Below are 25,683 nucleotides of genomic sequence, written 5' to 3' on the forward strand. Positions count from 1 at the left end.
ACACAGGCTAAACCCAAAAGCAGTTACCAATTAAAAAACTTGAATTCCGGTTAATTAAATAGAACCTGAGTAGTTACTGTTTTTGAGCTCAATGGACCAATCCGGGTATTTGTGTACCTCATCCAAAAAAAGGTGTTTTCCTCCTCTTTTTACAAAATCATCTACCAAACTCACTAGCCTGTTTTGTGCAAACCAAATGTTGTCAAGACTGACGTAAAGCACCGTGTGGTCCAGCGGTAGATTTTTTTTGATGTATTGCAAAATTAAGGTTGTCTTTCCCACACCTCTTGGGCCTTTGATTCCTATCAATCGTGCCTCCCAACGGATTCTATCTATCTTGCTCCTGACAAATTCCAAAGAGGTTGATTCGATTTTTTTGATTGATTTTTCTAATAAGGCGTCCATAATGCTTTCTTTGATAAGCAAAAATAGTGTTTATTGATTACTATAATAAGCAAAAATATAAACAATTGCTTACCACAATAAGCAAAAAAAACCATATTCAAACTTCGATTTTCTAAAAGACCTTCGAAAAAGTACTTCACTTCGTCCGGCATATAAATCCTATCAAAAATTTTATAATTTTAAAAAAATGCAAAACCTGATTACCTTTAAGTCGTAAATCTGTCTTGTGAAGCAATTTATTAAAATAACACTCCTTGTATTCTATGTGTTTTTCAACGCTGGGCTAAGCTATTCTATGCATTTTTGCGGAGATGATTTTCAGCGGATCAATCTTTATGGGGAATCAAAAACCTGCTGTGAATCTCAGGAACCCATGCCGGGATGTTGTGCGGATGTATCCCACCTTGAGTTACCCAATTCGGATCAACAGCTTACAGAAATCATACATTTTCAGCCTCTGAGGTTTGATTTTATTTTACCCACTTTTCAATTTGAATTGTCCGAAACAATAATTGGTATTTCCGAGAAAACAGCCTTTTCTGATTCCGCACCACCAATATTACAGGATACTCCAATTTATATTTTTTGTCAGGTATTCCTGATTTAATTTTTTTCCCCTCGGAGAGGTAGATAGCCTCAACCTCTAAACACGCGCACAAAATGCATTCCTTTTGCACCTCAATGGTAGTAATAATTATTATGCTAAAGGTCAATCCGGTCTATTTGCGTTTCCGCTGTCATTTGTCTCATAGTACCAAATCAAGGTCCAACTTTGGGAACTTATTATCTACCAATATCAAATATCTATTTATATATTAATCTACTGAAATAAAGCAGATTAGATAAATGAAAGTTAGTTTTAGAAACTATGCTTAATAAAACAATAAAATTCTTTCTTGAAAACAAACTGGTCACGGTGATCCTTTTGGTACTCGTAGTCCTTTGGGGAATTGTCGTCGCTCCGTTCAACTGGAATACCGGTTTTCTTCCCAATGACCCTGTTCCCGTAGATGCGATTCCCGATATCGGAGAAAACCAACAGATCGTTTTTACCGAATGGATGGGACGCTCACCCCAAGATGTGGAGGATCAGATTACATACCCCCTGACCACCTCCCTTTTGGGAATGCCGGGTGTGAAGACTATCCGAAGCACTTCCATGTTTGGGTTTTCTTCAATTTACATCATTTTTGAAGAAGACATAGAATTTTATTGGAGCCGTTCAAGGATATTGGAAAAGCTCAATTCCCTGCCTTCAGGCTTATTGCCAGAAAGTGTGCAGCCCAAGTTGGGGCCGGATGCCACAGGTTTGGGTCAGGTTTATTTTTACACTTTGGAAGGCAGAGATGAAAATGGGAATCCTGCCGGAGGTTGGGATTTGAATGAATTGAGAAGTATTCAGGATTTTTATGTAAAGTACGGACTTGCCGGGACAGCTGGCGTGGCAGAGGTCGCTACGATTGGCGGACATGTCAAAGAATATCAGGTGGATTTGGATCCGGTGGCTTTGAAAGCCCACAATGTCACCATGATGGAAGTGATGAATGCCATCAAGCAATCCAACTTGGATATCGGCGCCAATACGATGGAAATCAACCAAGTGGAATACATCGTCCGTGGTTTGGGATATGTCAAATCTTTGGAAGACATCGAATTGGCAGTAGTGAAAGTAAGCAACAACGTCCCCCTTAGGATCAAGGACATTGCCAAAGTAAACATTGGACCGGCGAGTAGGGCAGAAAGGGCGATCTTGGATAAAGGTGGCGCAGAAGCAGTCGGAGGTGTGGTCGTTGCCCGATATGGCGACAATCCACTTCAGGTAATTGATGCGGTCAAAGCAAAAATCGAAGAAATCACCCCGGGACTGCCAAGCAAAACCTTGGCGGACGGGACAGTTTCCAAAGTCACCATTGTGCCTTTTTACGACCGGTCGGGTCTGATCAAAGAAACCCTCAATACGCTAAATGAAGCCATAATCCTGCAGATTCTGATCACGATCATCGTGATCATGGTGATGGTTTTTAACCTAAGAGCCTCGCTTTTGATTTCTGCTTTGTTGCCTTTGGCGGTGTTGATGTGCTTCATTATGATGAAGTATTTTGGGGTGGACGCCAATATTGTAGCACTCTCAGGAATTGCCATAGCGATCGGGACCATGGTCGATCTCGGGATTATCCTCAATGAAAACATTCTCAGACACATCGAAGAATCAGGTGGTCAAAAAACCAAACTTCAGGTCATTTATGAAGCGACTACGGAAGTTGCCTCGGCCATAGTCACCGCTGTGATGACTACCATCGTGAGCTTTTTACCTGTATTTACTTTGCAGGCGGCTGAAGGAAAGCTCTTTGGGCCATTGGCCTACACCAAGACTTTTGCCCTTGTGGCTGCTTTGATTTTTACCTTGGTATTTATGCCGGCTTTTGCGCATTGGGTTTTTGGCACCAATGTCAAATCCAGGCCATACAAAAACATACTCAATTTCGCCTTGCTTCTGTTGGGCTTCGTCCTGCTCTTTTTCTTTGCCTGGGCAGGATTGGTTTTGATTTCATTTGCCACCAATAATCTTGTTCATGCTTATTTTTCTGAAAAGACCCAAAATGGTAGATATAAAGAATGGATTTCCATGGCCATAGCCGTGGTTGGAATTTCAGTTTTGTTGGCCGAAATGTGGAGGCCGTTGGGATTGAGTCAGTCTGTTTTTGTCAATTTTATTTTCATCGGATTTGTGATTGGGTTGATCCTAGGAGGGTTTTCATTGTTCATTCGTTTCTATGCTCCCATCTTAAAATGGTGTCTGGATAATACCAAGACTTTCCTTTTGATACCTGCTCTAATCATGTTTTTGGCATTGAATATCTGGCTGGGATTTGGGAAGATTTTTGAATTTTCCGCCATTGCTTTTGATAAAATCGGATGGAATATCCGGACAACTCCACTTTGGTCCGGGTTGACACATACCTTTCCGGGAATGGGGAAGGAATTTATGCCTGCTTTGAATGAAGGTTCGTTTTTGCTCATGCCAACATCCATGCCCCATTCCGGTGTGGAGGCCAACATGCAGATCGTAAAGCAATTGGATATGTTGGTTCAGGCGATTCCTGAAGTGGAAATGGTTGTCGGCAAAGCAGGTAGGGCCGAAAGTCCGCTTGACCCTGCACCGATGTCGATGTATGAGAATATCATCAATTACAAAACCGAATACCTCCAGGATCAAGATGCCCAAAAATTAAGATTCAAGACCGATAAAGATGGTTTTTTCCAACTAAATATCGATGGCAAAGACCATTGGTATGATCGCGTTTCGGGAACTATCTGGGATAAGGATTTCAATTATTTGGAAGAAAATAAAACCAAATCCATTGTCAAAGAAATCCAAAAGCACTTGATCCTGGATGAGAATAAAGGCCAATACTTCCGTCAGTGGCGTGATCAGATTGAGTCTCCTGATGATATTTGGGATGAAATCCAACTGAGGACCTCAGGTATTCCTGGCGTTACCTCCGCTCCAAAACTCCAGCCCATCGAAACAAGGTTGGTGATGCTGCAGACGGGAATGCGGGCACCGATGGGGATGAAAGTTTATGGACCGGATTTGGAGACGATAGAGAATTTCAGTTTACAACTTGAAGGCCTGCTTCAGGAAGTTCCTTCAGTCAAAGCGGAAGCAGTTTTTGCAGACAGGTCATTGGGCAAACCCTACTTGGAAGTGGATTTGGACAGGGTGGCTTTGGGCAGATATGGACTGAATGTCGCAGATGTGCAAGAGTTTATTGAAGTGGCGATAGGTGGCATGACCCTGAGTACCACAGTCGAAGGCCGTAAACGCTATGCCATCCGTGCACGGTATGCAAGGGAATACCGTGATGACCCCGAGGTGTTGAAGAAAATCCTGGTCAATAGCCCAACCGGAGCTCAGATTCCTTTAGGTCAAATTGCAGAAATTACCTACCGCCCCGGTCCGATGATGATCAGGGGTGAAAACACCTTTTTGGTAGGCTATGTGATGTTTGACAAAAGGGATGGGTATGCAGAAGTCAATGTGGTCGAAAGTGCCAAAAACCTGCTGGATGAAAAAGTAAGAACCGGTGAACTTGTAGTTCCTGCAGGGGTTTCATATGTTTTTTCCGGCAGTTATGAAAATCAGATCAGGGCCGAAAAGCGCCTTGCATTGGTCATTCCGCTGTGTTTGGCGGTGATATTCCTGATCCTTTATTTCCAATTTAAGTCCACGGTGTTGACATTGATGGTCTTTACAGCCATCGCAATGGCTTTTTCCGGAGGATTTATGATGCTGTGGCTGTACGGACAGGATTGGTTTTTTGACTTCAGTTTCCTGGGTACCAATATGCGGGACTTGTTCCAAATGCGGACTGTCAACCTCAGTGTGGCAGTTTGGGTTGGTTTCATTGCCCTGTTTGGGATTGCAACAGATGACGGAGTTGTGATGGGAACCTACCTGAAGCAAAGTTTTGACAAGGCCAATCCGATTACAGTTCCTGAAATCCGGAAGGCAGTGTTGGAGGCCGGCCTGAAAAGAGTAAGGCCATGTCTGATGACCACGGCGACAACATTATTGGCCTTGTTACCCGTATTGACCAGCTCCGGCCGAGGATCCGATATCATGATTCCGATGGCCATTCCGGCATTTGGAGGGATGGCGGTGGCGCTGATTTCACTATTTATAGTTCCGGTTTTGTATGGAAAATATAGGGAGATTATGGTAAGAAAGATTTGATATTAATTGATACTGGATATTGGTGGATATTGATTTGGAGATCATTGAGTTTATCGGGTTTTATAATGAAGAATAGATATTAGTTGATACTGGATATTGATGGATATTGATTTGGGAATCAAGGTGTTTATTTGGTTTGAAAGGAAGGTTGGATATTAATTGATATTGGATATTAATTGATATTGGATATTGGTGGATATTGATTTGGGGATCAGGGTATTTAAAAAGAGGAATTGATATTAATTGATACTGGATATTAAGAAAAGAATTGATATTAGTTGATACTGGATATTGGTGGATATTGATTTGGGGATCTGGGTATTTAAAAAGAGGAATTGATATTAATTGATACTGGATATTGGTGGATATTGATTTGGGAATCAAGGCGTTTATTTTGGTTTGAAAGGAAGATTGGAAATTAATTGATACTGGATATTAAGAAAAGAATTGATATTAGTTGATACTGGATATTGGTGGATATTGATTTAGGAATCAAGGTGTTTGTTTGGTTTGAAAGGAAGGTTGGATATCAATTGATATAGGATATTGGTGGATATTGATTTATGAAACGGAGGGATATGGAGGATTTGAAATTAATGATGGTATTCTATTATTTATTTGAAATCAGGGAGCGGAATAGGACAATGACTTATTGAATCATTCAACAGGAATGGTTTTGGAAACAATATCTATTTGTATCGAATATCAATAAATATCTTTTTGAAATAAATTAACGATTGATTTAATTCAAAGTATAACTAAAAAATGGCTAGAATTTATATTTTATATGGAAGAGAAAAAAGAATATATAAAACTTGAGGATTTGGAGGTATATAAATTGGCAAGAGAACTATCAAAAATGGGATGGGCCATTTATTCCAAAATGACTTGGCAAACAAGAAAGATTATAGGTGACCAATTTATAGAATCAATTGATTCGATAGGGGCAAATATTGCGGAGTCTTATGGTCGGTACCACTATTTGGACCGGATCCGTTTTTTATATAATAGCAGAGGTTCATTATTAGAGTCGATCAACCATTGGTTAAGCCTAATGGAAGAAAGGGAAATTATTTCAAAGGAAGAGTTTACTAACGTTAAAATGATTTCAGATAAACTTTCACTTAAACTGAACAATTACATTCAATCAATTTACAATTCAAAAAAGGAATTGAAATGAACCTATTCAAATACATTAAATCCCTTATTGGAAGGTGTGATGTTGGACTTTCCGGCCAATATCCATCAATATCCAATATCTATAAATATCTGATGTTTGCTGCATTGATGCTCAGTGGAAAAGTAAATTCCCAGTCCTTGGACACCTACCTCGAAATAGCAATTGAAAACAACCCTGGGATAAGGGCTTCTTTTAAAGGCTATGAGGCATCTTTAGAAAAGGTAAACCAAGCCAATTCATTGCCGGATCCTGAGCTGAATGTCGGGTATTTTCTTAGGCCGATGGAATTGCTCATGGGAAATCAAAGGGCAGAAGCTTCTGTGATGCAGATGTTTCCGTGGTTTGGCATGCTCAAAACCCAAAAGGATGAAGCCACTTTGATGGCTGAGGCAAGGTACGAGGCTTTCAAAGAGGAAAGGAACAGGTTGATGCTGCAGGTGAAGGAGACGTATTTCCAGTTGCAGCAACTTGAAAATACCATTGCCATCACCCAATCGAATCTAGAAATCCTCAAAAGTCTGGAGCGGTTGGCCATCATCCGGTACCAAGGCGGAAATACCTCCGAAGCGGTGTCATCGGTAAGTTCGGCCGTCAGGAAACCCATCCAGATCCAATCTTCCGGAAGTTCTTCCGATGGCATGGGAATGGGAGGAGGCAGTCCTGCTGCAGGTACAACCCCATCCAGTCCATCCTCAGGAATGAACACCATGGGGGCCACCGGCAGTTCCGGAAAATTGACCGATGTACTCAGACTTCAGGTTCAGATCAAAGCCCTCCAAAGCGAACTGATCCAGATGGAAGTCAACAAAAAACCTTTGATAGCCAAATTCAACCAACTCTTGGGAGTCGAACAAACTGAAAAAATCAACCTTTCCGAGAAGTTTGAGCCGATCAATATTGCCGGATTGGAAGAACTGATGTTGGAGGGGATTCTGACCAACAATCCTATGGTGCTGATGCTGGAAAAAGAAAGTGAAGCTTATTGGAAACAAGCCCAAATGGCCAAACTGGAAGGACGACCGATGTTGGGTGCGGGTTTGAATTATATGGTTTTTTCTCCAAGACCTGAATCAGGAATGATCGGAGGAATGGATGGAATGGAATATATGCCTTCCGGAATGGGCAATAACATGTTTATGGTCATGGGAACGGTGACTCTACCCATTTACAGAAAAAAATACAAGTCGATGGAAACGGAGGCGATTTATTGGAGAGAATCCGCCATCAAGCAAAAAGAAGATCTTCAAAACAGCTTGGTCACAGAATTTGAAAGTGCCATAGCCCTGCTCAAAGATTCGCAGAGAAAACTTGATTTGCTGGAAGAGCAGATTGAACTGACCGAACAGACCATGGAACTTTCCGTGACTTCTTATGCGACTGACGGAAGTTCTTTTGAGGAGATTCTGAGTATCCAAAGAGAACTTCTGGACTTCAGGCTTGATTTGCTCAATACCCAGATCGAGCAGCAATTGGATTACGCTAGACTTGAGGTGCTTTCAGGTTATTAAAGGAGGGTAAGGTTCAATCTCTAAGTGTAGAATTATGGGCTTTAAAGAAGCTCAATCAGATATTAATTGATACTAGATATTTATGGATATTAATTCCAAAACAAGAGGCTTACTTGTTAAAAAGTTAACCACATCGGTCATCCGACATCGGTCATCGGTCATCCGACTTCCGTCTTCTGTCTTCCGTCCTGTTTGGAAACGAATTAAAGGTTGCTTTAAAAAACGCGCAAAAATAAAAATGAACATTGAATCATATACGCCATGAATACAAGAAAAAATATCGTCATCATCATCTTAGGTTGTCTGCTCTTTGGAGGGATTTTCGGATGGATCATCAGAGGTGGAGGAGAGCCTGAAACGGAAAATCAGGAAGCACTTGCCTCCGATGGGGAAATAATTTGGGTATCTCCCATGCATCCCCATATCCGACAAAACGAACCTGGCCAATGCCCGATCTGCGGCATGGATCTCGTTCCGCTGTCACAACTCAGCGGTTCTACCAACGAATACCAATTGGAAATGACTCCCGAAGCCATGGCGCTTTCCAACGTCATGACGACCAAAGTCACCTCAGGAGCTTCTGCCTCGAGGCTTCAATTGTCTGGCAAAATCCAACCCGATGAGCAAAGGATCAAAAGCCTTACCTCCAATTTTGCAGGAAGGATAGACAAGCTTTTTGTCAATTTTACCGGTCAGGAAGTGACCAAAGGCCAAAAACTGGCAACCATCTATTCACCGGATCTGGTCAATGCCCAAAAGGAACTCTTGGAAGTGGCCAAGATCAAAGACCGTCAGCCGGCATTGTACCAAGCTGCCAAGGAAAAACTGCGCCTTTGGAAAATCTCGGATGGGCAGATTGCGGAGATCGAAAAGAGTGGCGCTGTTCAGACGCAGTTTGACGTCTATGCCGATGCCTCGGGAATCGTGAGCGCAAGGAATGTCTCCTTGGGTGAATTTGTCAGCAGGGGTTCTGTCCTGTTTGAACTCATGGATTTGAGTCAGGTTTGGGTAATCATGGATGCTTATGAATCTGACCTGTCCGGAATCAAAAAGGGTGATAACATCACTTTTCAGGCAGCCGCTTACCCGGGAAAGGAATTTACTGGAAAAGTAACTTTTATTGATCCGACTTTGAATCCCGAAACAAGGACAGTCGGAATCCGTGCGGAAGCTGTCAATACAGGCATGCAGCTGAAGCCCGAGATGTTTGTCAGTGCCACGATCAAAACGTCCTCTACAGCCAAGTCGGGCCTTATGGTTCCTAAGTCCGCCATCCTGTGGACAGGTCCGCGATCTGTGGTGTATGTGCAGGTGGGTGACAGCGAGTCCCCGGCTTTTGAAATGCGGGAAGTGACTTTGGGTGCGCGCTCTGGTGACGATTATATGGTGACCTCCGGCATCAGCGATGGAGATGAGGTAGTCAGCAACGGGGTTTTTGGGATAGATGCAGCGGCACAACTCTCTGGAAAATACAGCATGATGCTGAGACCTGAAGCCAAAGCTGTTTCACAGAATCAGGACGTTCCCGAGCAATTCCGTAAACAGCTTACCGCATTTGTAAAAAGCTATTTTACGATCAAAAATGCCCTTACTGCTTCCGATGTTGCTTCCGCCCAATCGGCGGTATCCAAATCCAAGGCCTCTTTGACAAAGGTAGAAATGGGTCTTTTGGATGAAAAATCACGCGATGTATGGATGGGATTATTGAAACCAATCCAAGGAAGTCTGGACAAAATCCAAAGCACCAAAGACGTGGAAGTGCAGCGGTCCCATTTCGAAACACTTTCGGACAACCTGATTTCGGCGGTGGCTTATTTTGGTGTGGAGCAAAACACCGTCTACAAGCAATACTGTCCGATGGCCTTCAAAGACAAAGGGGCGTTTTGGCTGAGTGGGGAAAAGGAAATCAAAAACCCATATTTCGGGGAAGCGATGCTGACTTGTGGGGAGGTGAAGGAGACTTTTATTCCTAATAATTAATTTTTGGAATTAGATATTGGGAGATATAGATATTAGTGGATATTGGATATTAAGGGATATTGGGTTTTGGGGATAAGTTCAGGTTTGGTGGAAACAGAGGGGAATTGATATTTGTGGATATTGGATATAAGTGGATATTGGGTTTGGGGACAGGTAGAGGTTTGGTGGAAATAGGGGGAAATTGATATTTGTTGATATTGGATATTAATGGATATTGGGTTTTGGGGATAGGTGGAGGTTTGTTGGAAATAGTGGGAAATAGGTATTTGTGGATATTGGATATTAATGGATATTGGGTTTTAGGGATAGGTAGAGGTTTGTTGGAAATAGTGGGAAATGGGTATTTGTTGATATTGGATATTAATGGATATTGGGTTTTGGGGATAGGTGGAGGTTTGGTGGAAATAGGGGGAAATTGATATTTGTTGATATTGGATATTAATGGATATTGGGTTTTGGGGATAGGTGGAGGTTTGTTGGAAATAGTGGGAAATGGGTATTTGTGGATATTGGATATTAATGGATATTGGGTTTTGGGGACAGGTGGAGATTTGGTGGAAATAAGGGGAAATGGGTAATAGTGGATTTTGGAAATTAATGGATACCTGAATTCGATAGGAAAGTTGGGTTGGTTTTGAAGTAATATCAACCAATATCCAATATCAATGAATATCTGTATCACATTTAATGTTTATTGGTTTTGAAGGAAGCTTTCAAAAAATATTGTCTTGGATATTTTTTTTCAAAAAAGTTTTTAATTCCGTGGATCCATTTTTTACGGACAGATTAGTTGGTTAGGGGAGGGTTCAACGGGGAGTTTAGAAGATTGTTTGGTTTTCAGGTAGTACAACAATTCAATTTTTTGATAAATGTGGAGTTGGTCATTTAACCGTATTTGTAGGGAAGAAGATTAAATTATACATTTAATAAGAGTTAGTTGTGCGGATAAAAGCCTGAAAGGAAATGGGTTTCTACCCTGTATATTTCCGAAAGGCCGACAAAAACGGCTTTTAAGGTCCTCAAAACAATTCATGAAGCCTATTTCAACCTATTTCACGAAGCCTATTTCTTCCCATTTCGCGAAGCATATTTCTATATATTTCACCAAGGGTATATTTCCATTTATATCGCGAAGCTTATTTCAAAATATTTCGCGGAGCATATATCCATTTATTTCGCAAAGCTTATTTCCAAATATTAATTCCTAACCCTAAAAAATATGAGGTACCTAACTTTTATAATAATTGTTTGTATTGCCCTTTCTTGCCAAAGTAAGGATGTCGACAGGATTAGCGATGATTTATTTTATGAAATAGATACTGTTTTTATTGATTCCAAAGGCCGATTGCTTGATTTGGATTATTATATATTCAAGTCCGATTTAAATGATGAAGAAACTTCCATTTTTTTGTTCAACAAGTTTGATCATTCTTTGGATGAGGTAAATCTTGATAAACTGGAATTTGTAAAAAGTTTCCCTTTTGAAGCGGAAGGACCAGATGGAACAGGCAAGCATGTAAATAGTCTAAATTTTTTGAAAGATGGTTCACTTTTTTTTAAATCTTATGGTGAATCTGCAGTATTTGAAAAGAATGGCAGCTTAATAAACAGAATTGATTGGGGGAATTCTTTGAATCCAAATGGTTTGAAGTATGGACAAACTCCTCGAAATGAAATTGCACTCAAAGGCAATGAATTGAAGGTTTTTGGGTTAAGTTTTGATAATAAAAACCGGGAAGTTTTTTTGGATATTCTGTCAGTAAGGGACAACTCAGTGGAACGATTTGATATCGATTCTGAAAAATCTTATCACAATTTCGTATTGGCAATTGATGACCCTCAGAACTACACTTATATGGATCCTACTGTTTATTTGACGTCTGAAAATGATCACATCATCATTAGCCACCAATATTCAAGTGAAATATTTCTTTTCAATGCTGAGGGGGAATATATGAAAACTCTAAAATACGAACCCAAGAGGACACCCAAGCGAGCTTCTGATTTAGAAGATAAGGGGATCAAGACATTTGAACAAATACAGGAAGAATATCAAAAACTATTGGAACAAGTAAGATTTGCCCCCCCTGTATGGGATGCTGTGAACAAGAGGTATTTCCGATTATCTGCTAGCAGGGTATTTAAAGAAAGGAAGGCAGAGGATACATTGCTTCCAGAACTCCAAGAAATTAAGGTGTATTTATCAGTTTTTGATGCTGGGTTTAATTTGACCTCTGAGGTTTTGGTTCCTGAGTTGAACAATGAGTTTGTCAAGTATTTTGCCAAAGACGGGAAACTTTGGGTTTACCAAAATTTCTCAGATGAGTTGGGATTTATAATTTTTGATATTGAACAATGAAATATACCTTCAAGAGCAGCAGCCAAAAACTTCACAATGAACTTTATACTAAGCTAAAATCATGAAAATTAACAAAAAAGCTACGCGGACTCTGATATTCCCATTTCTGGTTTTCCTTATTTCCTGTTCCGGTCCATCTCATAATACTCAACTCACTTCAAATGAAGGAAAAGTTGAATTTGAATTTTTGGATTCCCTCGTGGTAGAATCACTATCTGAACTTTACCTTGCTGACAAGAATGAGAATACCGGGCAACTCCTTTTCAATGAGAGACAGATGAATGAGTTAATCATTACAGACCTGGAGGGGAAAATAATTTCAAGTTTTGAACCAACAGGCGAAGGTCCGGATAAAGTGGAATCCCCTTTGGAAGTTGCTTTTTGGAAGGAGGGAATCGTAATAAAGGAAATGTCTTCAGAGAACAAGTTTAACTTTTTCGATCGGGACTTTAGAAAAACAGCCCAAAGTCCACCTCTTACAAAAGGGTTAAGTTTTATTACCATTTATAATTCCAATAGAAGTTTTTCAATATTTGAAAAAGATTGCAAAACCTTGATTTTAGGTCAGGAGCTGAATTTGCTTGACGAACAGCTTTTAGCCGAAAAATCTGAAAATTCGCTCGTTTATGAAAAAGCAGAAATTGGATATATCTATGATGTAGATTCAAAAGATATAACCAGGATCAACTTATATCCTGAAACATGGAAGCCAAGACTTGAGCAAAAATGGGTTGGATTTAAAAGTTCATATATACAGGTTTCTAAAACTGATAAAAAAGTTGCCGTTCTCCCGAGTGTTGGCAACGAGTTGTTTTTTTATGAGTTAAATGGCAATAGTCTTTCTCCAATTGCTCAGATATCACTTTTCCATCCAGAGAGAAATGAGAATTTTATCTTCGACGTCAAAAAGGAATATTTTTTATATCCGCTTTTCACACAGCTATTTAGTGGCGGGAATTACTTTTTGGTAGAATTTTACACTGAAGTGCCTCAGGATATTTATGATTCATTTCGTGCAAAAGGAGAGGGTTACCAAAGTGATCCTGAATATTGGGAAACGCTGCAGAAGCATTGGAAAGCCAAATATATCCTGACAGATAAAAATGGCAACCAAGCATCAATATCAGAACTCCCTGTTCCCGGTGTAGTACATTTTATGGATGCCAACGATATAGTATATATTAAGCCTACTTCCAAAACGGAATTGGATTACAATGTCTTCTATCGCTATCGCGTAACCTTGAAATAGATATATTGATTATTTTGTTTAGGCCACTTGACCCGGAGAACGATATTTTCTATTATGTCAAAAAAGACCAATTTTCTGATTTGAAAACAGAAGAGAAAAATCCGATTATTGGAATAGTGAGGTTGAAGAGTTAAATATTTATTTTAAGTGAAAAAAACAACCCAACCTACAAATCCATAAAAAACCCTTAAATCATCAATGCCTGGTTTTCGGACTGGGGAGGGGTAATCTGCAGGCTGCTCGAGGCGGAGATGCTTTTCCTCAGTTCCTCGTCCAGCTTTCTGGCTTCGGTTTTGATCATTTTGAGAAAGTGCAATGTTTCCATAGAGGGTTTTTTGGGATCGATTATTTCCAGTATCCCGATGATATTGGCCAGTTTGGCGCGCATCAGGTGTGTTTGGTTGAAAGTCACCGTCGTCAGGTATTGGCTTTGTTGCCGGAAAAGGGATTCTGTTTTTTTCCTTTCGGAGATGTCAAAGAAACAGCCCGCCATGACCAAGGGTTCGCCCTCAGGACTCCACTGCAGGACTTTGCCATATCCCAAGACCCAAATGTCTTTTTTATGGAGATTCTTGATCCTAAACTCACAATGGAACGGAAGCTTGCCATTACTCGCAAAATGCTCCTTCAGATTTCCTTCTACTTTGGACCGGTCAGAGGGGTGAACATGTTTTTTCCATTTCACATTCTTTTGGCCTTTGCTTTTTTGGATAGCACTGTATCCGAATATCTCATTCAGAGAAAGGCTCAGCTGATCTGATTGCTGTGCAATATCCCAAATCCAGAATCCGATCAGGTTATCTTCCAATAAACCTTCCATCAATGAATTTTTTGCATGAAGGTCATTGATGCTGTTAGGAAACTGAACTGATTTTTCGTTTACATTTTCTATGATATGACCAACTCCCAAAATCCCGATGTTTCCAATGTTGTCTGAGTTGATTGTAAACTCCCACTTGGTCCAATAAAAATCCAAACCATCAGATTTAATTTTCCTTATGTCAAGTGTGAACTTCCTTTCGCCTTCCATCAGTGATTTTTCCAAGAGGCTCTGAAAATTTGAAAAGTCCTTGTAGTAGACCAATTCTGAAAAAGAGGAACCTATTAAGGCATGTTTCAAAAATCTTGTTTCTTTTTGAAGATGTTCATTGCTATCCAATATATTAGCATCCCTGTCCAGACAGATAAAGTAAAAATAATCTGAATACTTAAAAAATTCTTTCATGAAACAAACGGTCTGATAGGTCGGAGATAATTTTGAAAGTTCAAAATACTGTCACAAATTACATAAATAATAATGTAAAAAGCAAAAAAATGTTTTTAAATCCTAAATCGATCTTTTTATGGAATCTATTTATTTGTTAAACCGGCAAGAATTTGGTTCTGAATCGAACCTTGGAAAAGTAATGACTTTGCAGGAAGCGATGGAACTGTTGAGCCATTGGGTTTTGAATGAAAAATTGCTTTTTCACATGAAGCAGGTGGGACACCTGATGAAAGCCTATGCTGCCGCAAAGGGATATGACGAATCCATGCAGCACATGTGGCATTTGGCGGGATTGCTTCATGATGCCGATTGGGACCAATGGCCTGATCAGCATTGCCGCAAAATCATAGAAGAATTGGAGTCAAGGAATATCGATCCACGGATCATCCGGACCATTGCATGCCACGGGCCGAGGTATTTTGGGGTAGATCCCGTGATCGAGATGGAAAAGATGCTCTATGCCTTTGATGAATTGTCAGGTTTTGTCCATGCCTACTCCCTGATGCGGCCACAGGGTTATGAGGGAATGGAAGTCAGCGGTGTCAAAAAAAGGCTGAAAGACAAAACCTTCGCTGCCCAAGTCAGCAGGGAAGATATTGCCGATGCTTCAGAAAGGGCAGGAATACCCGTGGAGGAGTTGATCAGTTTTGTGATAGCGAATCAGCTCCGAGCATAAAAAAAAGGACTATTCGTCCTTTTCTTCATATTCTCTCAGTTCTGCCTGAACCTCCCGGAGGGGTTTTAGATTTTCGGGAATCGGTGGATTCAGTTCCTCGTCTTTTTCATAAGGAAACACTTCTATGATCGGACTTTCGGTCACTTCTGTCACCCGGAAGGAAACGAGCATGTTGTTCAGACTTTCAAAGATCCTTTCGTAGGCTTCCTTCACATCATGGGCGGTGACAATCATGAACTGCGTCACTTTCTTTTCCTTGCCGCTGTCGCCATCAGCTACGATATAGGTGATCTTGCATTTGTGCCAAATGTCGATATCCTCATAGAAAAACACATCTACCAGATTGCTTTTGCTGATATTGGTCACCTGAAAGTCTCCACGGATGACAGATCCAAGCATGTCATATATCCTCGCCTCAGCTTCCGTAAATGACACAGCATCTACCAGATATTGCTCGGAGACATTTTTGAGCAGGCCTTGCTCAGTTTCTTTGGCATATTTTACTTTACACAAAAACCAGGTTCTCATAATTCAATTTTTCAAATTCAGGAAGCTAAGGTAAGTGATATTGGCAAAAGCCACAATGAAAAATGTCGATTTAGAATTCAATTAAAATTGCGTTATATTTTGGCAGAACAAATGACCGATGTGGGATAAAATCATCTATAGTTTTCCGATCCAGCTGTTGATTTTGCACCTTAAAAAGAACCTTTTTCTGGTGGCCCTTTGGGTATTGTTGGCGCTTATCATTTTGCAGCAGTTTGGAACAGTACTTGGAATACCTTTTCTTTTTCTCGATCCTGAGTATTTGAATGAGGTTTCCTGGCAGGGATTTTTTCTGGTAGGGGTGACACTCGCTATTTTCACCATGTCATTCCACATGACAACCTACATCCTTGACGGCTCCAAATTTAAATTTTTGGCGGTTGTCCCGCGACCTTTTATCCATTATTGCATCAATAATTCGATCATACCTTTGGGATTTTACATCCTGTATCTCGTAGCAATCATTACTTTTCAGTTGGACAATGAGCATGAGAACAACTGGATCATCCTCGTTTATTTTTTGGGATTTGCAGCCGGTACATTGACTACCTACACCTTGATGTTCGTTTATTTTGCACTTACCAATAAGGACTTTTTCAAGCTTTTTGCTGATAGTGTAGAAAAGAGGCTACGCAAAACAAAAATCCCAAGGGCCAATATGCTCAGACGGATCAAGGAAAGTCAAAAAGCCAAAGACAAGGTGGTGGATTTCCTTGACCTCAATATGAGATTTAGACCCGTGAGACAGGATTTGGCAAGGTTTGAGACCCATCAGCTGCTCCGGGTCTTTGACCAAAACCACCTCAATATGGTTTTGATACAGATCGGATTGATAAGTTTGATTTTAATTTTGGGTTTGTTTAGGGAAAACCCTTTCTTACAGATACCTGCGGCTGCAAGTAGTATTTTACTTTTTTCTATTCTGACGATGGTGGTAGGGGCCTTGGCCTTTTGGCTGAGAGATTGGTCCACTCCCATAGTGATCGGCGCCATACTTCTCTTCAATGTATTATCGAGCACGGAGATTCTAAACAGACCCCATACTGCTTTTGGAATGGATTATGACTCAGATCCTGCGGTATATGACCTTGACCATCTCAATAAGCTGCTGCATGCGGACAGTGTGGCAAAAGACAAACAATATGCCTTAAAGATTTTGGAAAATTGGAAGGCCAAGTTTCCCGCAGGGTCAAAGCCAAAAATGGTTTTTGTCGCCACGAGTGGAGGAGGACAGCGGGCCGCTTTGTGGACTGTCCGAGTACTGCAGGAAGTGGAGAAAGCAAGTGAAAACCAGTTTTTCAAGCATACCCAAATGATCAGCGGCGCATCAGGCGGGGTTGTTGGGGCTGCTTTTTTTAGGGAATTGTATCTCAGGGCTGCAGATGAAAAGCTGGATTTGTATGACCCCAAATACCTCGATCAGATTTCTGCTGACAACCTTAATCCGATTATTTTTACCTTATTGGTCAACGACCTTCTGATCAGAAACCAATCTTTCCATTATTATAACCGAAAATACCTCAAAGACCGGGGGTATGCCTTCGAAAACCAATTCAACATCAATACCAAAGGGATCATGGAAAAGCCCATTGGGGAGTATAGGATCCCGGAATTTGAAAGCAAAATCCCCATGCTTCCCGTCACCCCATTGATCACCAATGATGGGAGGAAACTGTACATTGCCCCATCTCCGATGGCCTATATGGGAATATCTCTGGACAGGGCCGATGGAGTGGAGGAGAAGAGCCAAGGAATCGATTTTCAGCGGTTTTTTGCCCATCATGGTGCGGACCAACTTCGATTTATCAGTGCTTTGAGGATGGGTGCGACTTTTCCATTTATCACTCCAAACGTACAGTTGCCATCTAGTCCAAGGATGGAGACAATGGATTCGGGTTTGTCAGACAATTTTGGTGTGCAGGATGCGCTCCGGTTTATGTATGTTTTTCAGGATTGGATTGCTGAAAACACTTCAGGTGTGGTTTTGGTCACCATCAGGGATTCTGAAAAATTTTCTGAAATCCAGCCAAAGCAGGCTCCCACCTTATTTGAAAAGCTTTTTACGCCCATTAAGAATATTTATATCAATTGGGACAATGTGCAGACTCTCAACAATGAGGTCACCTACAACAGGATGAAGGAATCCATGCCCTTTAATTTGGAAAGGATTGAGTTTGAATATTCCACCTTGCAGTATCTCAAAGAAATGGGATTGGCAGATCAGGAAGGGGTATTTAATCCAAAGCAGCAGGAAATTCTCCGGGCTTCATTGAATTGGAGACTTACGGCTCGCGAAAAAAAATCCATTATTGACAACATCCAGAGCCACAAAAACCAACAGTCAATGGAGAAATTAAAAGCCATTGATTTTCTACAATAACCTCAGCGGGTTACTTCGGTCATCGGACATCGGTCTTCTGTCTGTTATCTAAAGCAAGATACCTAACTGACCTCTCTGCGGATCTCCACTTAAAATCCTCAATCTATTTCAACTTCTTTTTCAAAAGCGAGCAATGCTTCAGAATTTCCCACCACATAGACCAAATCCCCAAGCTTGAGCTTCATTTGACCAGTGATGTCAGACATGGTCTGATCCTCGCGTTTGATGGCTACGATATTCACCCCAAATAACTCTCTTATTTTGGCATCCTTAAGTGGCTTGTTTATAAATTTACCAGAATCCTTTTCGACCTTGAATCCCACAAGATTGATCTCTGGCAGTTCGATTTTCAACCTGCTTTTCTCTTTGTCAGATGGCTTCCTGAACATCTCATAATTATAGGACCGGACTTCTTCTGTAAAATGCTCTATGTCATGTTTGGATACCAAATATTTTCCCAAAACCCTTGTGAAAATTTCTATTGAAGTCTCAAATTCCTCAGGAATTACCTCATCTGCGCCTAGTTTGTGATTTTCTTCCATTTCATTGACATACCTAGTCCTCACGATGATGTAAGGATTTGTTGTCATATAACGGATATTGGAAATAATCCTCTTGGTAGCCGCTGCATTGGATATGGCGATCACAGCTACCCTTGCTTTATGGATTTTGACATGTTCAAGGACAGATTCATTAGAGGCATCGCCAAAGAAAATCGGTTCCCCATTGGCAGCTTCCTTTCGTACAGTGACAGGATTCATTTCGATGATTACATAAGGAATATTGGCAGACCTCGCAGCTTTAGCGAGATTGTGCCCATTTAGTCCAAAACCAATGATAACAAGATGGTCTTTCAGATTGGTCTCAATCGTTATATTTTTTGGTACATCCTCATTTCCGAATTTTTCATTAAGCTTGCTTGGAAGGGACAAAGCAAGGATGGCTTTTGAAAGAGATTCCCTTTTCTTCAGAAAAAAGGGAGTGATCGCCATCGTCAAAATGGAAATGGCAAGAAAAAACTGGTAAGTCGTAGGGTCCATCAGTTCATACTTCATCCCTTCTTTGGCTAAAAGCAAAGAAAATTCGCCGATCTGAAAGATTGAAAAACCAACAATGAAGGCTTCTTTAAAACCCTGTCCTATAGTCCTGACAGAAAAAGCAACAATGATGAATTTGACCAAAAAGGTCAGTGCTGTCAATCCCAATATCAGCAGTATATTGGAAAATAAGAATCCAATGTCAAAAAGCATCCCCACAGAAACAAAGAAAAAACTCAGAAATACTTCTCTAAAGGGAAGGATTTTGCCGGTGGCATGGTGGCTGTAGTCTGATTCACTAATAATCAATCCTGCCAAAAACGCCCCTAATCCTAATGAAAGGCCCAATAAGGAAGTAAGGTAAGCCACAGCAAAACATATCACTATAATGCTAAGAAGGAAGAGTTCCTCATTTCTTGTTTTGGCGATTCGAAACAAGAGGGAAGGAATCAGGTATTTTGCACTTAAGAAAGTCAGAATGATCACTGCAATGCCTTTACCCGCCATCAAAAGCAGTGAAAGGGCAATGTTGTCTGTCTCGCCCGCAAGCATCGGAATAAACAACATCAGGGGAACGATGATTACATCCTGGAAAATAAGAATTGCCAAGGTCGTTCTTCCCGAGATGGTATTGACCTGTCCCCCTTCCTGCAGGAGTTTGAGAACAATCGCAGTGGAACTCAGTGAAAATAGAAAACCAAGAAATACAGATACATTCCATTCAAAGCCCAAAAAACTGGCAATAAATGTTGTGGTAACAATAGTGGTAAATACCTGAAGCGATCCACCGATAAAAACAGCCTTCTTGATTGATAAAAGGCTTTTTAAAGAGAATTCCATCCCTATCACAAAAAGAAGCAGGATTACCCCGATTTCGGAAAGTGCCTCGACAGTTGTGGAGGCAGTGACCAAAGACAGCCCGTAAGGTCCCGCCAAAGCTCCAGTAAATAAAAAACCAATGATAGTTGGGATTTTGAACCTCATAAAAAGCAAAATCACCAAAGTAGCCAAGCCAAAAATCCAGACGATATCGGATAACATGGGGATTTGACCCTCTGCAAAAATAAAATTCAGCATGTTTTTATAGCTTTGAAATATTTTTCTGTTTCCCAAAATACAAATTAAACCCAAGATAATTATTCAAAGTAATTTGTATGGTAGCAATAAAAAGAATGAAAGTCAACAAGACCTTTAGCGTGACTGATTTACAATCTTGGCAATTTCAGTAGGACATGTAAAACCTCCAAACCTTGGATTTGTGGAAAAAGCAACTCAAACGACCTTTCTTTGATCTTCCCTTCTCAAGATCTTCAAAACAAAAACATATAAATGACTACTGTATCAACTTAATAGGCAAGTCCTAATTTTTTGTAGATAAAGTGCATCAGCCATGCCGGTCCGATCATCAGAAACTGCACATCCTTGAGGAAGGATGGTTTTTTTCCTTCGATTTTATGTCCATAAAACTGAAATATCCAAGCCAAAATAAAAATGGAAATGCTGACGGCCCACAATGGAAAGGGAGATGCCAAATCGATCAAATTAGCTACTGCTAGGCATAAAGCTGAGAAGAAAAACATGCCCAATGCCAATGGAGGAGACAGGGAAACATAATAAAACAGCACAACAACCAGCGCGAGCGTGGCCCAATTGGCAAAATCTCCCAAAAATGGCAAAAGAGATTCAATGAAACCCGAAGGAATACTGTAGATCAAGCCAACAATACTGAAAAAAATAGCAGGCACGCATATCCAATGTATGGTTTTATTTGTCTCATTCTGATGGCTTTGACCATATTCCAATAGCATTTCATCGATTTTTCTCATGGTATTTGGGTGGGGATAAGGGAGGATTTTTTGGATTCTGAGCATTAAATTAATAAATAGCCCTTAAATATCTTCTTCAATTTAAAAATAATGTTGAGCTACTGGGAAAAGAAACATTTTGTTGACCATGACTTAATCGTCATCGGTGGTGGGATTGTAGGGCTGTCCACATCCATTCAGTACAAAATCCGGTTTCCTCAGGCCAAAGTCCTGGTTTTGGAAAGGGGGATTTTTCCAAGTGGTGCAAGTTCCAAAAACGCGGGTTTCGCCTGCTTTGGGAGTTTGACCGAAATTTTGGATGACCTCAACCACATGTCGGAATCCGAAGTCGTCGAATTGGTAACGAAAAGATACAAAGGACTGCTGTCAATAAGGTGTTTTTTTGGTGACGAAAACCTCGGTTATCTTCATTCCTATGGCCTTGAACTCCTGACTGACAAAGAAACCTATGCTTTAAAATTTCTTGATAAAATCAACCAATTACTAGCTCCTGTTTTTTCAGAGGAGATTTTTGAACAAGTGGAGGATATCAGGCCATTTGGGTTTTCGGACAAAGTAAAGGCAGTAATCAGGAATAAATTTGAGGGGGAATTGGACTCAGGAAAATTTCTAAATTCTCTTTGGGAAAAATGTCAGGACTTGAATATCAAAATATTAACAGGATCTGTGGTTTTGAATATCGATATGGAGGGGAAAAAAGTTTTTGTCCAAAACCCAACCGGAAAAAATGAGATATGCTTCCAAGCCGATAAAATAGCGGTCTGTACCAATGCCTTTACAAACCTGTTGTTGCCCGGACTGGACATTCAGCCCGGAAGAGGACTTGTTTTGGTAACCAAGCCTATTTCCAAAACCGTCCCTCTTTTTGGAACATTCCACTATGACAAAGGGTATGTTTACTTTAGAAAAGTGGAAGATAGGATCCTCCTTGGAGGTGGAAGGAATATTGACTTTGAGGGAGAAAGATCGCTTTCAATGGAAGTAAACCCAAAAATCCGAGAATACCTGATCCATATCCTGAAGGAGATCATCCTTCCTGATACCAAAGTTGAACTTGATTTGGAGTGGGCAGGGATAATGGCTTTTGGGAAAAACAAAAAGCCAATCGTGGAAATGGTCGGGAAAAATGTGGGAATTGCAGTAAGGTTGGGAGGGATGGGCGTGGCTATCGGCTGGCAAACAGCCGAAGAATTGGTAAACATGCTGGCGGAGGTGTAATTTTCCAAAAAATTCTTAATTTCAATTTTTTAATTTTCAAAAAAGCATTGATGATAACAAAACACAAAGAACCTACTGTCTTGGAAGCGCTGTTTCCTATCGCTTTCTTAATCGTTTTGCTGGTAATCAATATTTGGATATTTGGAACAGATGCCTTGTCAGGATCCAATCAGATCGTGCTCATTTTTTCTGCGGCTGTGGCAGCTTTGATGGCAGTTTATCGCCTAAAATTTAAATGGGAAGCTTTGCAGGATGGAATTGTAAAGAGTATTTCTTCTGCGATGTCAAGCATCCTGATTTTATTGTTGATCGGTGCTTTGGCCGGGACATGGATGCTCAGCGGAATTGTTCCTGCAATGATCTATTATGGACTTCAAATTCTTAACCCCACCATATTTCTTATAGCAGCCTGTATGGTATGCGCCATCGTGTCGATTGCCACGGGAAGCAGCTGGACGACAGTCGCTACTGTGGGAGTGGCATTGCTTGGCATCGGTAAAGCGCTGGGCTTTGAGGAGGGGATTATCGGAGGCGCAATCATTTCGGGTGCTTATTTCGGAGATAAGATGTCACCGCTTTCGGATACTACGAATCTTGCTCCGGCCATGGCAGGCACGGATTTGTTTACCCACATTAGGCATATGACCAAAACTACTGTGCCTTCCATGACGATAACACTGATCATTTTTGGAGTTATTGGGGTTTTTTCAGCAGCACAGGGTTCAGTGGATCAGGTTAAGGACATTTCTGCGGTTATTTTGGAGCAGTTCAATATTTCAGGGTGGCTTTTCATCGTTCCTGTTGTAGTGATTGTCATGATAGTAAAAAAGGTTTCTGCAGTACCTGCTTTGTTAGCCGGTGCAGTGCTTGGAGGTGTCTTCGCACTTATTTTCCAGCCTCAAGCTATCCAACTTATTGCCGGGGATACTGGTTTTGGATATGGGTACCAATCATTTAAAGCAGTGATGATGGCCTTATACGGAAGTATAAGCATTGTTACTTCTAATGATATTGTCAATGAGTTGTTGGTCACAAGAGGAATGTCAGGGATGCTCAATACAATTTGGCTTATCGTCTGTGCTATGGCTTTTGGAGGGATAATGGAAGAAAGTGGTATGCTAAAAGTTTTGGCCGAAGCAGTCATTAGAAAAGTCCATTCTATAGGCTCTTTGATTGCATCTACAGCAGCTACATGCGTGTTTTTCAACGTTACCACCTCAGACCAATACCTTGCCATTTTGGTTCCCGGAAGGATGTATGCCAATGTGTACAGGAAGCGTGGTTTAAAACCCGAAAATCTTAGTAGAACTTTAGAGGACAGTGCGACTGTTACTTCTGTGTTGATACCTTGGAATACTTGTGGTGCCACCCAAGCTTCGGTCCTCGGCGTAGCGACTTTGGCTTATGCTCCGTACTGTTTTTTCAATATCATCAGTCCGATTATGACTGTCCTTTTTGGATATTTGAAGTTGGGCATTACTTATTACAGTGAGGAAGAAATGAAAGAGATAAAAAAGGAGTTGGCGGCATGATACCGATGAAAATCTCAAAAATTGAAATCAATGATTTACCTCTTGGACAGTTTGAAGGGGAGATTGTTTTGGTAGATAAAAAGGATCAGATCAAAGAGGTAATCGAGGAAATCAGCCGACACGAACTGATTGGATTTGATACAGAGACAAGACCCTCCTTTACCAAAGGAACTCAGCACCAAGTAGCCTTACTCCAATTGGCAACCGAAGATGTTGCTTTTTTGGTAAGGTTGAATCAAATCGGGATGCCCGGTGCCCTAAAGGAATTGTTGGAAACAAAACATATTGTAAAGGTTGGCGCTGCAGTACACGATGACCTGAAAGCATTGAAAAAATTGCGCGACAGTTTTTTGCCGGAAAATTTCTTTGACCTCAATGAAGAATTGAAAAAAGTCGGTTTCCAAAACGTAGGCGTGAGAAACTTAGCAGCCATGGTTTTGAATGTCAGGATATCCAAATCTGAGCAAGTTTCAAATTGGGAAGCCCAAACCTTGACTGAGAAACAGTTGCTGTATGCTGCCACAGACGCATGGGCTTGTCGGGAAATTTATAAAAAATTACACTATCAAGGATATTTAGAGTCATTTCTCAATCCCCATCAATAATCACTCCCTCCATTTCCCGCGTTTTTCCATAGACTGTGTCCCAAATCCCATCAGGTACGGCCAAGGTGATTTTACATAAGTTGTCGAAATCTTGATCCGCAATTTCTAAGTCATGATCTTTGATCAATTTCATCACCTGATTCATTTCAGGATAGCCATATAGCAGTGTCAATTCTCGGGTATCCTCAGATTCAATTATTTGGTTGTTGGAAATTGCCTCGGAGGCTGCGTTGCGGTATGCGCTGATCAAACCCCCAACCCCAAGTTTTGTCCCCCCAAAATACCTAACCACCACTATGAGTACATTGGTCAGAGAATTTGACCTGATTTGACCCAGTATCGGATCCCCGGCAGAATGATTGGGCTCCCCGTCGTCATTGGTACGGAGGACATCTTTATTTTTGCCCAATACGTAGGCGTAACAATGGTGCCTTGCATCATAATACTTTTTGCGTAAACTATCCAAAGTTTCTTTTATCTCCGCTTCGCTCTTTACAGGATAGGCAAATGCCAGGAATTTACTGCCTTTTTCTTTAAAAAGGCTCTCGGATACTTTTGCTAGGGTGAGGTAAGAAGCTTTGCTTTTCAAAATTATTATGGATAGCAGGGTAGGTAAGGATCTGATAAATTTCTGAGGAAGTGGCAGAAATGATAACCGAAGCTTTCCGACAAATTAACCTACAAATAAAAAAGTATTCAAGTATAAGTGATAATTTAGCAGAGAGTATGGGGGCAATTGCAAAACCGGAGTTAATATTCTTAGAGCCAAAAAGTAGCGAAAGTGGTCAGCTTCACTTTATGGAAGTATTGTCAGACATACCCTTCCCAATAAAAAGAATGTTTTGGCTGGATAGAATTTCAGAAGGTGCCAAAAGAGGAATCCATGCGCATCGTGAAGAAAAGCAGGTTCTTGTTTGTTTATCAGGAAAAGTGACTGCAAACCTTGAAGACCTTACCGGAGAAAAATTTTATTTTGAGCTAGATTCTCCCGCAAAGGCCTTATTTGTACCGCCAATGATCTGGACTGAATTTACATTTGGTAAAGATGCCGTCTTATTGGGCATCTCTGACGGTCTGTTTTCCGAGGGGGATTATATCAGAGAAAGAGCTGAATTTGAGGACTTTCAGAAAATATTTTCCCTAAAACACAGAACTTTATCCAATTAGCTAAAGTATC

The 25,683-nt window shown here is 40.8% G+C and carries 21 protein-coding genes; 15 read left to right on the forward strand and 6 right to left on the reverse strand.

The genetic code is table 11. The features are described 5' to 3' along the window. Positions 1-54: 54 nt before the first annotated feature. Complete coding sequence (locus MMU07_RS06900) at positions 55-405, reverse strand: ATP-binding protein (RefSeq protein WP_241125120.1); 351 nt, start codon at positions 403-405, stop codon at positions 55-57. A gap of 226 nt (positions 406-631) precedes the next feature. Here MMU07_RS06900 and MMU07_RS06905 point away from each other — a divergent pair, with 226 nt between their 5' ends. The 9 genes from MMU07_RS06905 (at position 632) to MMU07_RS06945 (ending at position 13,419) form a co-directional block, all read left to right on the forward strand. After that, positions 632-1,012: an HYC_CC_PP family protein gene (locus MMU07_RS06905; protein WP_241125121.1), complete on the forward strand. Its 381-nt coding sequence runs from the start codon at positions 632-634 to the stop codon at positions 1,010-1,012. A 261-nt stretch (positions 1,013-1,273) separates the two neighbouring features. Continuing rightward, on the forward strand, positions 1,274-5,143 hold the full coding sequence (locus tag MMU07_RS06910) for an efflux RND transporter permease subunit (RefSeq protein ID WP_241125122.1): 3,870 nt from the start codon (positions 1,274-1,276) through the stop codon (positions 5,141-5,143). Positions 5,144-5,930: 787 nt separating this feature from the next. Then, entirely contained in the window at positions 5,931-6,323 is a 393-nt protein-coding gene (locus MMU07_RS06915; protein ID WP_241125123.1) for a four helix bundle protein, read from the forward strand. Further along, positions 6,320-7,831, forward strand: coding sequence for a TolC family protein (locus MMU07_RS06920; protein WP_241125124.1), 1,512 nt, complete (start codon positions 6,320-6,322; stop codon positions 7,829-7,831). The genes MMU07_RS06915 and MMU07_RS06920 overlap by 4 nt, the downstream gene beginning before the upstream one ends. A 261-nt stretch (positions 7,832-8,092) precedes the next feature. After that, entirely contained in the window at positions 8,093-9,811 is a 1,719-nt protein-coding gene (locus MMU07_RS06925) for an efflux RND transporter periplasmic adaptor subunit (RefSeq protein WP_241125125.1), read from the forward strand. Between the two features lie 191 nt (positions 9,812-10,002). Then, positions 10,003-10,230 (forward strand): hypothetical protein, encoded by a 228-nt coding sequence (locus MMU07_RS06930; RefSeq protein WP_241125126.1) that lies wholly within the window; start codon positions 10,003-10,005, stop codon positions 10,228-10,230. 6 nt (positions 10,231-10,236) lie between these two features. Then, entirely contained in the window at positions 10,237-10,389 is a 153-nt protein-coding gene (locus tag MMU07_RS06935; protein ID WP_241125127.1) for a hypothetical protein, read from the forward strand. A 641-nt stretch (positions 10,390-11,030) separates the two neighbouring features. Continuing rightward, positions 11,031-12,170: a DUF4221 family protein gene (locus MMU07_RS06940; RefSeq protein ID WP_241125128.1), complete on the forward strand. Its 1,140-nt coding sequence runs from the start codon at positions 11,031-11,033 to the stop codon at positions 12,168-12,170. Positions 12,171-12,231: 61 nt separating this feature from the next. Continuing rightward, positions 12,232-13,419, forward strand: a complete 1,188-nt coding sequence (locus MMU07_RS06945) for a hypothetical protein (RefSeq protein ID WP_241125129.1) — start codon at positions 12,232-12,234, stop codon at positions 13,417-13,419. Between the two features lie 187 nt (positions 13,420-13,606). Here the strand turns inward: MMU07_RS06945 and MMU07_RS06950 are convergent, their stop codons facing one another. Next, positions 13,607-14,644 carry a PAS domain-containing protein gene (locus tag MMU07_RS06950; RefSeq protein WP_241125130.1) on the reverse strand — a complete coding sequence of 346 codons (1,038 nt, stop codon included), beginning with the start codon at positions 14,642-14,644 and terminating at the stop codon, positions 13,607-13,609. Between the two features lie 118 nt (positions 14,645-14,762). On the opposite strand from MMU07_RS06950, the gene MMU07_RS06955 reads away from it, so the two are divergent. Further along, the gene (locus MMU07_RS06955; protein WP_241125131.1) at positions 14,763-15,362 is read left to right on the forward strand and encodes a hydrolase; all 600 of its coding nucleotides are present in this window, start codon (positions 14,763-14,765) and stop codon (positions 15,360-15,362) included. Positions 15,363-15,371: 9 nt separating this feature from the next. On the opposite strand, the gene MMU07_RS06960 is transcribed toward MMU07_RS06955, so the two are convergent. After that, positions 15,372-15,890 (reverse strand): DUF4494 domain-containing protein, encoded by a 519-nt coding sequence (locus MMU07_RS06960; protein ID WP_241125132.1) that lies wholly within the window; start codon positions 15,888-15,890, stop codon positions 15,372-15,374. Between the two features lie 118 nt (positions 15,891-16,008). Between MMU07_RS06960 and MMU07_RS06965 the strand changes: the two genes are divergently transcribed. Continuing rightward, the gene (locus tag MMU07_RS06965; protein WP_241125133.1) at positions 16,009-18,288 is read left to right on the forward strand and encodes a patatin-like phospholipase family protein; all 2,280 of its coding nucleotides are present in this window, start codon (positions 16,009-16,011) and stop codon (positions 18,286-18,288) included. A 98-nt stretch (positions 18,289-18,386) separates the two neighbouring features. Here MMU07_RS06965 and MMU07_RS06970 read toward each other — a convergent pair whose 3' ends face one another. Further along, positions 18,387-20,402: a monovalent cation:proton antiporter family protein gene (locus MMU07_RS06970; RefSeq protein WP_241125134.1), complete on the reverse strand. Its 2,016-nt coding sequence runs from the start codon at positions 20,400-20,402 to the stop codon at positions 18,387-18,389. 269 nt (positions 20,403-20,671) lie between these two features. Further along, on the reverse strand, positions 20,672-21,151 hold the full coding sequence (locus MMU07_RS06975) for an Mpo1 family 2-hydroxy fatty acid dioxygenase (RefSeq protein WP_241125255.1): 480 nt from the start codon (positions 21,149-21,151) through the stop codon (positions 20,672-20,674). A gap of 90 nt (positions 21,152-21,241) precedes the next feature. Between MMU07_RS06975 and MMU07_RS06980 the strand changes: the two genes are divergently transcribed. From MMU07_RS06980 to MMU07_RS06990, 3 genes are read left to right on the forward strand one after another with little or no spacing between them, the layout of a single operon-like run. Beyond that, positions 21,242-22,369: an NAD(P)/FAD-dependent oxidoreductase gene (locus tag MMU07_RS06980; protein ID WP_241125135.1), complete on the forward strand. Its 1,128-nt coding sequence runs from the start codon at positions 21,242-21,244 to the stop codon at positions 22,367-22,369. A gap of 50 nt (positions 22,370-22,419) precedes the next feature. Next, positions 22,420-23,901 carry a Na+/H+ antiporter NhaC gene (gene nhaC, locus MMU07_RS06985; RefSeq protein ID WP_241125136.1) on the forward strand — a complete coding sequence of 494 codons (1,482 nt, stop codon included), beginning with the start codon at positions 22,420-22,422 and terminating at the stop codon, positions 23,899-23,901. Next, positions 23,898-24,506 carry a 3'-5' exonuclease gene (locus MMU07_RS06990; protein ID WP_241125137.1) on the forward strand — a complete coding sequence of 203 codons (609 nt, stop codon included), beginning with the start codon at positions 23,898-23,900 and terminating at the stop codon, positions 24,504-24,506. The genes nhaC and MMU07_RS06990 overlap by 4 nt, the downstream gene beginning before the upstream one ends. On the opposite strand, the gene MMU07_RS06995 is transcribed toward MMU07_RS06990, so the two are convergent. Next, a complete protein-coding gene (locus MMU07_RS06995) occupies positions 24,490-25,095 on the reverse strand; it encodes a YigZ family protein (RefSeq protein WP_241125138.1) in 606 nt (201 codons plus the stop codon). The two genes, MMU07_RS06990 and MMU07_RS06995, sit on opposite strands and share 17 nt — an antisense overlap. A gap of 59 nt (positions 25,096-25,154) precedes the next feature. On the opposite strand from MMU07_RS06995, the gene MMU07_RS07000 reads away from it, so the two are divergent. Then, positions 25,155-25,673, forward strand: coding sequence for a sugar 3,4-ketoisomerase (locus MMU07_RS07000; protein ID WP_241125256.1), 519 nt, complete (start codon positions 25,155-25,157; stop codon positions 25,671-25,673). The last annotated feature ends 10 nt before the right edge of the window (positions 25,674-25,683 follow it).

Origin of the sequence: Cognataquiflexum nitidum, assembly GCF_022538055.1 — a bacterium.
GTDB classification, from domain to species: Bacteria; Bacteroidota; Bacteroidia; order Cytophagales; family Cyclobacteriaceae; genus Cognataquiflexum; species Cognataquiflexum nitidum.